General features: G+C 33.8%; 14 protein-coding genes. 5 read left to right on the forward strand and 9 right to left on the reverse strand.

The genetic code is table 11. From position 1 onward, the window contains the following. Positions 1–22: 22 nt before the first annotated feature. Complete coding sequence (locus tag FT986_RS02010; RefSeq protein WP_147863590.1) at positions 23–427, reverse strand: hypothetical protein; 405 nt, start codon at positions 425–427, stop codon at positions 23–25. A gap of 147 nt (positions 428–574) precedes the next feature. Here FT986_RS02010 and recJ point away from each other — a divergent pair, with 147 nt between their 5' ends. Genes recJ through FT986_RS02025 form a run of 4 tightly spaced genes read left to right on the forward strand, consistent with a single transcriptional unit; the run spans position 575 to position 3,559 of the window. Then, positions 575–2,266, forward strand: coding sequence for a single-stranded-DNA-specific exonuclease RecJ (recJ, locus tag FT986_RS02015; protein WP_147863591.1), 1,692 nt, complete (start codon positions 575–577; stop codon positions 2,264–2,266). Between the two features lie 4 nt (positions 2,267–2,270). Next, complete coding sequence (locus FT986_RS02020) at positions 2,271–2,984, forward strand: hypothetical protein (RefSeq protein WP_147863592.1); 714 nt, start codon at positions 2,271–2,273, stop codon at positions 2,982–2,984. Between the two features lie 12 nt (positions 2,985–2,996). Next, a complete protein-coding gene (locus tag FT986_RS15840; protein WP_187248552.1) occupies positions 2,997–3,161 on the forward strand; it encodes a hypothetical protein in 165 nt (54 codons plus the stop codon). Between the two features lie 59 nt (positions 3,162–3,220). After that, positions 3,221–3,559, forward strand: a complete 339-nt coding sequence (locus tag FT986_RS02025) for a hypothetical protein (RefSeq protein ID WP_147863593.1) — start codon at positions 3,221–3,223, stop codon at positions 3,557–3,559. Here the strand turns inward: FT986_RS02025 and FT986_RS02030 are convergent. Together FT986_RS02030 and FT986_RS02035 are read right to left on the reverse strand one after the other, a co-directional pair. Further along, positions 3,556–4,308: a UDP-2,3-diacylglucosamine diphosphatase gene (locus tag FT986_RS02030; RefSeq protein WP_147863929.1), complete on the reverse strand. Its 753-nt coding sequence runs from the start codon at positions 4,306–4,308 to the stop codon at positions 3,556–3,558. The two genes, FT986_RS02025 and FT986_RS02030, sit on opposite strands and share 4 nt — an antisense overlap. Positions 4,309–4,449: 141 nt before the next feature. Next, positions 4,450–4,899, reverse strand: a complete 450-nt coding sequence (locus FT986_RS02035) for a 6-carboxytetrahydropterin synthase (protein WP_111539791.1) — start codon at positions 4,897–4,899, stop codon at positions 4,450–4,452. A 231-nt stretch (positions 4,900–5,130) separates the two neighbouring features. On the opposite strand from FT986_RS02035, the gene FT986_RS02040 reads away from it, so the two are divergent. Next, positions 5,131–5,772 (forward strand): 2OG-Fe(II) oxygenase, encoded by a 642-nt coding sequence (locus FT986_RS02040; RefSeq protein WP_147863594.1) that lies wholly within the window; start codon positions 5,131–5,133, stop codon positions 5,770–5,772. Here the strand turns inward: FT986_RS02040 and FT986_RS02045 are convergent. From FT986_RS02045 to FT986_RS02070, 6 genes are all read right to left on the reverse strand, one after another. After that, entirely contained in the window at positions 5,747–5,971 is a 225-nt protein-coding gene (locus FT986_RS02045) for a hypothetical protein (protein ID WP_147863595.1), read from the reverse strand. The genes FT986_RS02040 and FT986_RS02045 overlap by 26 nt on opposite strands. A gap of 70 nt (positions 5,972–6,041) precedes the next feature. After that, complete coding sequence (locus tag FT986_RS02050) at positions 6,042–7,505, reverse strand: magnesium chelatase (protein ID WP_147863596.1); 1,464 nt, start codon at positions 7,503–7,505, stop codon at positions 6,042–6,044. 167 nt (positions 7,506–7,672) lie between these two features. Continuing rightward, positions 7,673–8,794, reverse strand: a complete 1,122-nt coding sequence (locus tag FT986_RS02055; protein ID WP_147863597.1) for a VWA domain-containing protein — start codon at positions 8,792–8,794, stop codon at positions 7,673–7,675. 78 nt (positions 8,795–8,872) lie between these two features. Continuing rightward, positions 8,873–9,793: a DMT family transporter gene (locus FT986_RS02060; RefSeq protein ID WP_147863598.1), complete on the reverse strand. Its 921-nt coding sequence runs from the start codon at positions 9,791–9,793 to the stop codon at positions 8,873–8,875. A gap of 13 nt (positions 9,794–9,806) precedes the next feature. Further along, positions 9,807–11,132: an MATE family efflux transporter gene (locus tag FT986_RS02065; protein WP_147863599.1), complete on the reverse strand. Its 1,326-nt coding sequence runs from the start codon at positions 11,130–11,132 to the stop codon at positions 9,807–9,809. A 48-nt stretch (positions 11,133–11,180) separates the two neighbouring features. Then, positions 11,181–12,086 carry a succinylglutamate desuccinylase/aspartoacylase family protein gene (locus FT986_RS02070; RefSeq protein WP_147863600.1) on the reverse strand — a complete coding sequence of 302 codons (906 nt, stop codon included), beginning with the start codon at positions 12,084–12,086 and terminating at the stop codon, positions 11,181–11,183. Positions 12,087–12,089: the final 3 nt, after the last annotated feature.

The raw sequence follows: 12,089 nt of genomic DNA on the forward strand, positions 1-12,089 counted from the left end.
ATGTAAAGTAGGGTTTATGTCATTATTGAAATGAGTTGAGAAGTTTTTCAAAATAAACCTGATCTTCCTTACTGTATTCTTTAAGATCAATTTTTAAATCTTCACGACCTTTTAGTGTCACCTCTAAATGATCATCGGTGAGAATTGCTTTTTCTATTAAATCGGTTTTTATTTTCTTACTCTCTTTTTGGGTGAGTTTAAATTTTACAAAAACAGGATCGAATATGACTTGATTCTTTTTAATTCTGGAAGTAAAGAAAATGTAAGCTAATATAATATTAGCTGCAGCCACGAGATAGAAATAGATGAAATCTTGAGAAATAAAATAGCCTATTAATCCGCCGACTAGTAAGATAAGCCCTAACAAAACAAAACCAAAAATCTTTAATAAATTACGTTGCTTAAATTGAATAGGTCTAGCGGGCATAAAATAGGTTTAGGTTTTTTTCAAATGTAATAAACTTCTTTTGAGACAAAAAAACTAGAACCTAATATTATAAAGTGTAAGCCATATTCTTACTTGTAGCGCTATACTTTTGTAACTTTACTCTTAATAAATATTAAAATACTCAAAATGCGTTGGACGCTTGCCCCAAAACCAGATCAAGAAAAAGTAGCACAACTTCAAAAAAGCTTGGGAGTAGAAGAAGCTATTGCCTTTTTGTTAGTCCAGCGAGGCATTGAAACTTTTGAACAAGCTAAGAAATTTTTTCGGCCGCAGCTAGAAGATTTACACGACCCATTTCTTATGAAAGATATGGATGTAGCGGTTAAAAGAATTCAGGAAGCTGTACACGAAGAAGAATTCATCATGGTTTATGGCGATTATGATGTAGATGGGACTACTAGCGTAGCACTAATGAGCTCTTATTTAAGAACACAAACCAATTTCGTCACTACCTATATTCCCGATCGCTATAAAGAAGGATATGGCGTTTCTTATGCGGGAATAGATTATGCGCACGATAATGGAATAACCCTAATTGTAGCTTTAGATTGTGGGATTAAAGCCATAGAAAAGGTAGCTTATGCTAAAGAAAAAGGGATAGATTTTATTATTTGTGATCACCACAGGCCAGGAAATCAAATTCCCTTGGCAATAGCCGTTTTAGACCCTAAACGAGAAGATTGTAATTATCCTTATAAAGAACTTTGCGGTTGCGGTGTAGGGTTTAAACTTATACAAGCATTAGAGCAAGATAAAGGAAATACAGTACAAAGTTTAATACCATATTTAGATTTAGTGGCAACTGCAATCGGAGCCGATATAGTCCCTATAACAGGAGAAAATAGAATATTAGCCTATCACGGTTTACATGTCATAAATACGCTTCCGCGGAATGGATTCAAGGCGATTATCAATCAGATAAAAAAAACAACGTTAACTATTACAGATGTAGTCTTTATCATCGCTCCCAGAATAAATGCTGCCGGAAGAATGAAACACGGTTTACACGCTGTAGAATTACTTACCGAAGAGAATGAGGAGCAAGCTCAACTTTTTGCACAAGAAATAGAGCAGTACAATAAAGAAAGAAGGGAAGAGGACAGAAGTATTACAGAGTTGGCTTTGCAACAAATTTTAGATCATAAGGAAGAAGATAGATATACTACCGTAGTTTATCAAGAAGATTGGCATAAAGGAGTTATTGGGATTGTGGCTTCCCGTCTTACCGAAACGTATTACAGACCAACGTTGGTTTTTACTAAAAGCGGTGAAAAATTAGCAGCTTCGGCAAGATCCGTTAAAGGTTTTGATGTTTATAATGCTTTAGAAGCTTGCCAAGAATATATAGAGCAATTTGGCGGACATAGATATGCTGCGGGTTTAACACTGCACGAAAACCAATATGAAAACTTTAAACAAAAATTTGAAGAAGTAGTTGCGGCAAGCATAGAAACTCGTCTTCTTACGCCCGAAATTAAAATAGATGCAGCATTATCTTTAACAGAGATCACTCCTAAATTTTATAGAATCCTCAAACAATTTGCTCCTTTTGGACCTGGGAATATGGCTCCTACTTTTCTAACGACCAACCTTACAGATACGGGTTATGCAAAAGCCGTAGGTCAAGAAAATGATCATTTAAAATGTTGTGTGCAGCAACTTCCTAACCAAGAAATGCTAGGAGCAATAGGTTTTAATTTAGGAAAAAAATTAAAAACTGTAGCTAACAAAGAGCCTTTTGATGCTGTTTATTCAGTTGACGAGAATGAATGGAATGGAAATGTTAGTTTGCAATTAAAACTAAAAGATATTCGATAGGTCAATGTTAGGAAAGAAGGAAAAGGAAAGATTATTTCTCGATAAATATCTTGATCAACTAGAAGAAAAGTTTGAGATAGAAAGTACAGAATCGCCAGATTTTATTTTAACTAGAAATAATTATAAAATTGGATGTGAAATCACAGATTTTTATTCAGACTATTCCGATACTGGCTCTATTTTAAAAAGGAGTGAAGTTTATGTAAATCGTTTACATAAAATTGTAAGAAAGAGAATTAAAGAGAGATACCCTGAAGGGTATAGTATTAATATACATTATAGTCATTTAGTAATAAATCAGTTGAAATTTATTGAGGAAGCTAAAAGCTTAGAAGAAGAAATCAAAAACCATATTAATGAAAGGCAAATTATTAACCCAACTCCAAATATTAGAAGAGTAATTATCCTTAAAACGAATCATAGTACTATAATTAATAAAAGCGTAACTTCAAATTATGAAGACACTAAAGAAGAATACATTAATTATATAGTTAAAAGTAAAAGTCAATTAGCATCAAAATGGTTTTCAAAATTTGAGAGTAATTGGTTAATTATATGTGCTGGTGCATCTGGAGCGAATGATTTAGACTTGAGGGATATCTCTTCCAGTGATAAATTTGAATTCTATAACTGGAATAGAATTATTTTAGTAGATATCTTTACTTCTAAAATTTTAGAAATTAAAGAAAACTCAAAGATTAATTATATAGCATTTTAAACAACTATCAACTTGAATAAATATTACTTAGATTTATTAGCCATCATTTTTTTAACAGGCTTTGCCATTTTAGCTTATTCTTTAGGTTGGTGGCAAAACTATACGGCTTTTGTATTGATACCGCTTTTAGGAGCTTATTTTCTTGGAAAAGAGATTGCTAAAAAACAGGAAAAATAAAACGCTTTTTTAGTTTAGAATTATTCTAAATAAGTTTATCTTTGATATAAAAGATAAGCATGGAAGAAATAGATATCATACACAAAACCCAATTCGGAATTTCTTTTTTTTGGAAATCAAAAAAAGATAAGTTACAAGTGGTATTTAGAGACACGGGTTTTTTTCTTAGCGTAGAAGAGGTAAAGTTATTTCAAAAAAATGTAATCGAAGCGGTAGAACAAGGCTGTTGTTCACAATGCAAGACACCAAAAAATTGCAAGTCTATTCTTCTAAAAACGCCATCTTCAAAAATTGAATTGGCGGTTAGTAAAATAGAATTAGAAGAAATTAATACCTTGTTAGGAGCAACATTATTTCAATTAGACCTCAAAAAATATTTAGAAGTTTGCGCTAATTAATATTCCTTTAACTCAAATGTATCTCCATTAAAAACTCCATAGGTGTAATAATTAATCCAATCTCCAAGATTGTGATAAGTAGAGTTTTTTCCTACTTCTATACTCATAGGTAAATGTCGGTGTCCAAAAACAAAATAATCGTAATGTTTACTTTCTAATTTTCGCTTAGCATATTGTACCAACCACTCGTTTTCTTCTCCTAAGAATTTGGCATCGTCATCGCCAGAGATCAGTTTATTTTTGACAGAAAGATGTTGAGCTAAAGGTACCCCCAAATCTGGATGAAACCAACGGTACAACCATTTAGAAAAGGGATTGGTAAACACCTTTTTCATTCGTTTGTAGCCTTTGTCTCCCGGACCTAGACCATCGCCGTGACCTATGAGAAAGGTTTTGTTATTGAAAATAAATTCTTTGGGTTGGTGAAAGACAGGAATATTTAATTCGTCTTCAAAATAAGAGTTCATCCAAAGATCATGGTTACCAACAAAAAAGTAAATAGGGATTCCGCTGTCGCGGATTTCGGCTAATTTTCCTAAAACACGTACAAATCCTTTGGGGACTACGTGTTTATATTCAAACCAAAAATCGAATAGATCTCCTAATAAAAAAATTGCTGCTGCATCTTCTTTAATCTCATCTAACCATTGCACAAATTTTTTCTCTCTGGGTTTACTTAATTCTTGCGTAGGAGCGCCTAAGTGATTATCACTTGAAAAATAAACTTTTTTACCTGGAGGAATCTGCATGGTTTTCATTGTAGAAATCAAATATACTTATTTCTAAGAAGATTTTTTTTTGCGTTAGGGATTGAAATGAAAATCCTTTAAGAGTTTTTGAAGAAAACTTTTAAAGATTGCAATGTAAAGCCCGACCCGCAGGGAAACGCCCTAATTATCACTCGCAAACCACTCGGCAAAACTAGTTTCAGTTTCTTGAAGTTTTAAGCTGTGTAATTGTATTTCTTTAGGAAGTCTTGCTTTAATTTTTTCGGCAAAATCGATGATCATTTGCTCGCTTGTGGGTTGATAATCAACCAAAATAACATTATGATCTCTCTTTATCAGTTCTTCTGCCAGTTCTATATGCGGCGTGGTTTTATTGAGTACCGTAGCGTGATCAAATTGGTCTACAATTTCTTCTTTCACAATTTTTTTTAGATCGCTAAAATCGATCACCATTCCGTTTTTTACGTGGTTACGGTCGTTAATAGGTTGTCCTATCACTGTAACGTTAAGTTTATAGCTATGACCGTGTACGTTTTTACATTTACCGTCGTAACCATAAAGGGCGTGACCGGTTTCAAAATTAAATTGTTTGGTAAGGCGAATTTGACTCATTATCTCTTGAATTTATTATAAAGAACCACTGCAACTACTGCTATACCTAAAATTAAGAAAAGTCCTGGGCCGCTTAAAAATTGTAATATTTCCACTAGTAAAAATTTTATTTGTGCTGCAAAGTTAAGGATTAAACTTGAGTTGAATTAAATTTTAATTTTTCTGATTTTCTTAAAACTATACAATCAAAAAAAAGGACTAATATTGCCGGGCTATTTTATAAATATTTGAATGTTAAATACCGAACTTTTTGAGCAAGTAGATTTTGAAGTAAATCTAAAATTTGAAAAAATAATTGAAGACTTATTAAAAGATCAATACAGTATCATTGATACATTTTTCGATGCCTCGGAAATAGAAATTCTACGCACAGCGACTTTACAGAAGTTTGAAGAAGACCAATTTAAAAAATCTGCCATAGGAAACCGAACGAATGAGGTAATTGAAAAAGCCATACGAGGTGATTTTATTTTATGGATAGATGAACAAAAGGCAGATCGGGCAGAAAGTATTTTTTTTACAAAAATAAATAACCTTGTAGCTTACCTAAATAAAACTTGCTTTATGGGAATTTTACATAAAGAGTTTCATTATGCGGTATATCCTACAGGAACGTTTTATAAAAGACATCTAGATACATTTCAAAATGATTCTCGTAGAAAACTGTCGATTGTTTGCTACTTAAATGAAGAGAATTGGTTAACTACCAACGGTGGGGAATTGGTTATTTATAAGACCGATGGCAGCGAAGAAGTGATTTATCCTATGCCTGGTAGAGTTGTAATTTTTGAAAGTCAGGTTTTAGAACACGAAGTAAAAAAGGTAACCAACGATCAACGTTTAAGTATTACCGGTTGGTTGAAGACTCGTTAGCATTTTGTCGAGCTTCTTCTTGCCTTTTTAAACGTTCTTGTTTCAATCTCTTAGAATACATAAGAACAATTAAAGCAATAACAACAACTGCCGTAATATAAAACCAATTGGCAGCTATAAAGTCTCCTAAAGTATACCAACCAAATTGCTGATTCGTATCTGTTTTTTCTTCGTTAGGTATATGAATTTGTTGAAGCATGGTCTTGTATTTTTCTTAAAGTTAGAAAAAATGAATTACAAGACCATGCGTTTTAGCTTAGCTTTAACCCTTATAAGTTATTGATAAAATTACCATATAGGTCTTGAAACTGCGTACCTTCAGAAAACTCGTGCTTACTTAGTTTTTGATAGGCAGCTAATCCCCACAATACCATCTCCATCATAAAAAATTGATCATTTTCAGTTACATCGGGAACGTATTTTTTTACAAGTTGAGGTAAGGGAGTAATTCTTAGTAAGGTTTGCTGGTATTCTTCATCACTCAAATCTGACGTTATTGCTACCCCTTCCTGATTAAAAAACCAATTAAGTAAATCATCATAAGGCGTTTCTTCGTCTTGCTTTTGAAGCTTTTCAATTTTTGGGAAGTAAGTAGTGAATAACGTTTTTACAGCTTCGGTTATTAATTCTTTGGCAACAAAATCGGCTCCTTCTTGTTCACCTTCATATACCAATTCTATTTTCCCAGTGATCGCAGGGATTATTCCTGTAAAATCACTTAATCGAAGTTGCGTATGCTCATCATTAGCTATTATTGCTCTACGTTCTGCCGTACTCAATAAGTTTTGAAAAGCAGTGATACTCATTCTTGCACTAATCCCACTTTTTGCATCTACATATTCACTTTTTCTCGCCTCAAAACTAATTTGTTCTAATACATCTTTAGCAATTTCAGGAACACTTACTCGGGTATTTTGATTCTCTTCTAGTTTTGCTTCTTGTGCTGTAATTTTTTTAGCCGTTTCTATATCTTTAGGATAGTGAGTTAGAATTTGAGATCCAATCCTATCTTTAAGAGGCGTAACAATGCTTCCTCGATTGGTGTAGTCTTCAGGGTTTGCAGTAAAGATAAACTGAAGATCTAGCGGCATTCTTAATTTAAAACCACGTATTTGGATGTCTCCTTCTTGTAAAATATTAAAAAGAGCCACTTGTATTCTCGCTTGTAAATCGGGTAACTCGTTAATTACAAAAATACAGCGGTTTGCGCGTGGTATCATCCCAAAATGAATAACACGATCATCGGCATAACTCAATTTTAAATTAGCAGCTTTAATAGGATCTACATCCCCAATCAAATCGGCTACAGTGACATCTGGCGTTGCTAATTTTTCAGCAAAACGATCGTCTCTGTGCAACCAACTCAACGGAGTATCATCTCCCATTTCATTTAAAGTCTCTTGTGCAAACCTAGAAATAGGATGAAAAGGATCATCATTAATTTCTGAACCTTTAACCACAGGTATATATTCATCTAATAACTGAAGCATTAAACGCGCAAGTCTTGTCTTTGCTTGTCCTCTTAATCCTAAAAGATTAATGTTATGTTTAGATAGAATTGCACGTTCCAATTCTGGAATTACTGTTTTTTCATAGCCGTGAATTCCTTCAAAAACTTGTTCTTTATGCTTTATTTTATCAATAAGATTTTGGCGAAGTTCTTCTTTGATACTTTTACTTTGGTATCCTGTATTTTTTAACTCGCCAAATGTTTTTATTTCAATTAGATTCATTTTTATATTTCTTTGGGCGCAACCCTGCGGGTCGGGCTTTCACGAGTCGCTTTTTTAAAATATTGCTCTCACAACATTTTAAAAAGAGCTTCAACAATCGCTCAATCCCTTGCGCATTAATATTTACTCTTTTTCTCTTTAGGCTGAACGAAGTCAAAACCTATTATTTACCGTATTCTCTTTTTTCTATTCGCTTCATAATCTTCAAAAATCATCTCTCCTAATCCCGAAAGTCCAGTGTAATAAGCTTTTCCTTGGTTGGAAGCAGAAAATTCATCTACAAATTGTTGTAAATAAGGGTCTGATGCTATCATAAATGTAGTGATAGGAATATTTAATTTTCTGGCTTGTGCTGCCATATTATAGCAGCGTTGGGTAATATATTCATCTAAGCCCATAGAGTTTTTGTAATATGTACCATCGGGTAAGCGCAAGCAACTGGGTTTACCATCGGTAATCATAAAAATTTGTTTATTGGCATTTCGTTTTCTTCTTAAAATATCCATCGCCAATTGTAATCCGGCAACGGTATTGGTATGAAACGGACCTACTTGTAGATAAGGCAAATCTTTAATTTTAATAGGCCAAGCATCATTTCCAAAAACGATTACATCTAAGGAGTCTTTGGGATATTGAGTAAGAATTAATTCCGCTAAGGCCATCGCCACTTTTTTGGCAGGAGTAATACGGTCTTCACCATACAAAATCATACTATGGCTTATATCGATCATTAATACCGTGCTCATTTGCGATTTATGATTGCTTTCTTCTACCACCAAATCATCTTCGCTTAAATGAAAATCGTCTAAGCCATGATTAATTTGTGCATTTCTCAAACTCTCTGTCATAGAGATTTTATCTAGCGCATCTCCATATTGATAATTCCTAAAATCTCCTGTAGAATCCTGGGTATTTCCTGTATGTTTTGTTTTATGGTTACCCGAGGCGCCTTTACGCATTTTCCCAAAAATTTGTTTTAATGCACGTTGTCGTATCGCTTTTTCGGTTTTTGAAGTAATTTCAATTCCGTTTTTACCATCAGGTTTTACACGTTCTTGAATGTAGCCTTTTGCTTTAAGATCTTCAATAAAGTCTTCGATACTATAATCTGGAGTGGTTAATTCATATTCCTTATCGAGTTGACGAAGCCAATCTATAGCTTCCTCAAAATCTCCAGACGTGTGGGTAATTAATTCTTTAAAAACCTCAAAAAGAACTTCAAAAGGAGATTGATATGGTTTTTTGTAGGTTTTAAAAATAAAACCACTACTAACATCGTTTCTATTCATACCTTAAAATTACGACTTTTTAAAGCAATTTTAAATAGACAGATGTTAAACTGAAATTAATATTATAAATAGAAGTTTTTAGATTTTGGTTTTCTTTCTCTTCAACACTTTTTCCATAAGACGTATAAAATTAATGTTATCAAAAATTAATCCGCCAACGATTAATCCTAAACCTATAAGGGTTGAGCTTTGGATACTTTCGCCAACCGTAAAGTAAATAACGATTAAAGATAAAAATGGGACAAGGTAGATTAACCGACTTACTTTAGCTGTGTGTGTCGATTTTTTTAAAGCCATAGACCAAATAATAAAAGTAACTCCCATTTCAAACAATCCTACATAAACAGCACCCATATAATGCTTAGCGGAAAAAGTAGGGAAACTCGAAAAAGCAGCTAGGGCAATACTAATGTAAACGATTCCGAAAAGGAAATTGAGAAAGAGCTTGCTAATTTCATCTCGTTTATCTTTGATGTTGTAAATCCAAAACAGCGCCCAAATTACAGCAGAAGCAATTCCTAAAATAGCTCCGTAAGGGTTGCTAAAAGAGAAACCTAGTAAATTACCTCGTGTAGAAATGGTGAGAACACCCAAAAAGCTAATGAGAATCGCTAAAAAATTTTGAATATTTATCTTTTGCTTTAAAATGGGAATAGACAAAAGCGTCATCATAATAGGCCACGTATAATTTAAAGGCTGGGCTTCTTGAGCAGGCAATAAATCATAAGCTTTAAATAAAACGATATAGTAAAGAAAGGGATTTATGAGTCCAAAAACAGCAGATTTTAAGTAAGCTTTTAAAGGAAGTTTAAACACATTTTTCAATTTTCCTTGAGCTACTATGACGATAAAAAGTACCACTAAAGAAACCGAAACAGAAAGAAAGAGCAATTGTAAAAAATCGAGATATGCTAAGCTAATTTTCATCGCAGAAGCCACAGTTGCCCATAACAGAACAGAAATGACAGCGTAGAGATAAGCTTTGTGTTGATCTTGCATAAACCTTGATGTTTTAATTCAAATATTTTCTTCTAAACTGAATAACCAATGCGCTGCTGCGGATGAGCATCCAAACCAAAAAACCAAGCCAAATGGCATAGAGCTTTAATCCAAAATAGTCTGCCAACAAAAGCGTAGGTGTAAAACCTAAAAAAGTGGCTGCCAATAAAACATTGCGAAGGTATTTAGCTTCTCCCAAGCCTTTAAAAATACCGTCGAACATAAAAGCAATGGCGTTTATAGGTTGCATCAAAAGTACTAACCAAAATACTGAAGAGAATAAAACCAATACACTTTCTTCTTTGTTAAAAATAAGTCCGATTTCATCGTAAAATAAACCACAAATTCCCATTAAAATAAAAGCGATAAACACCGCATACTTGCAAATGTCTTTACTTAAATTCCATAGTCTGGTATAATCTTTTGCTCCTAGAAGTCTTCCACTTATAGCGTTCCCTGCATTAGCATAACCATCAATAAAAAAGGAAAAGAAGAGCCAAATGTTCATCAAAATACTTTGCGCAGCAATATAGTTTTTACCATAATCTGTAGCGTAAGCATTTGCTAAATAAATGGCAAAATTGAGTGCAGCCGTTCTTACGAACAGATTAGCCGCCATAATAAGAAGTGGTTTCATTTGAGGGTTAATATTGAAACTCAGCTTTAAATGGAAGGGTGTTTTTTTAAAGAAGTAATACAAAGCCACAATAAGCATGGTAGCTTGTGCAGCAAGACTCGCGTAAGCGGCTCCAGCTAAATGCAGAGGAGGAATATAATCTTCAACGCCATAGACCAGTAAAAAATCTAGTCCAACATTTACGGCTGCGCCTGCCAAACTACATTTCATGGCCCAAAGTGTATTTTGAAGCCCACGAAAAATTCCGAAAATAGCAAAAGTGACTAAGGTGAGTGGATAGCCAAGAGCCCTAATGGTGTAATATTCTTGCGTGTATTGAAGTATTAATCCATCGGCGTTGTAAGCACTAAAAATAGCTTCAGCAAAAAAGGCTGTAAGTCCGTAAATAACGAGACTCAAAAACAAATTAAAAAGAATGGCCTGTGGTATTAAAGTCTTTACGGCGTGAATTCTATTGGCTCCCAAATGTTGAGAAATAATGGAAGAAATAGCGGTTTTGGTTTGTGCGACAATCCAAATAATAGCCGATAAGAAGGAGCCTACAATTCCGGCAGCAGCCAAAGCTTCAATAGAGTTTTTTTCTACATTTCCGATTACTGCGATATCGGTTAAAGAAATAAGCGGTTCTGCTATTCCTGCAATAATAGCTGGAATTGCAATTTTGTTTATTTCTTTAAAAGATACTTTTGGAGTTGTGGCCAAGACTTAAAATTTTAAGCCACAAATTTCTTTAAAAGGATTTTAAAAACCTCAATCTTTCACTTCTTTAATTACAAAAAAACCATCATTCCCTTGCGCTTGATACAAAGGCATAAAAATTCTTGCGTTCCACTGACTTTTAATTTCTTTACCGTTTTGAATGGCAAGCAATTCCCCCTTTTTTATTTCTTGAAAATTTTGAAAACCAGGTTGCATTTTAAAATCGTCGTTATCTTCTAATCCGTGACGGTATTCAATATCAAAAACTTTTTGTGCGGGTGCATTTTTGGTTTTAAAATTTTCGACACAATCGGGGTAGCAAGAAATAAGGCTTAAATCTAAGTCACAGGCTTCTTTTAAACAAAGCCAAATCATCCCTTCTTGGTTTTCTACAGAAGATTTGCTTTCGTGTTGACCAGCTTCAAAAACAAAGCCAGTAAGACCAGTTCTACTTAGGTAATGATCAAAATCGCCAGTAATTATGTCGCTAAATCCTCTTACGATATAAGTTGGGAAGTTACGCGACCACGCATCGTTATCGTTTACTTCTTGTACAGAAAGGTAAGGGAGACTATCAGAAGAAGTGGTGTGACAATCCATAAAATAGCGCTTGGTAAAACTTGCTTCAGGATATTTTTTTAGTACTTCAATAATCTCGTACATCTCTTTTTCTTCGTGACTTTCAGCTTTCCCTTTTTCGATGTTTTCTTCGGTCCATACCCGGTTAAGATCTTCATCTATATAACGTTGATTTTCATTAAGTGCTTTATGGTTTCCAGAAATTCCGACAAGGGTTCCGTTAATGTGAGGTTGGGTTTTTTCTAATTCTTTAAACACTTTTTGGAGAGCAATAACTCCGCTGGGTTCATTCCCATGAATTCCTGCACTTATAAATAATAAGGGGCCTTTATTGCCAGATGTATATTCTCCTAATATTCTTGCTACGTTCTCTTTCATTTT

This window comes from Mesonia sp. K4-1 (assembly GCF_008017825.1).
GTDB lineage: Bacteria > Bacteroidota > Bacteroidia > Flavobacteriales > Flavobacteriaceae > Mesonia.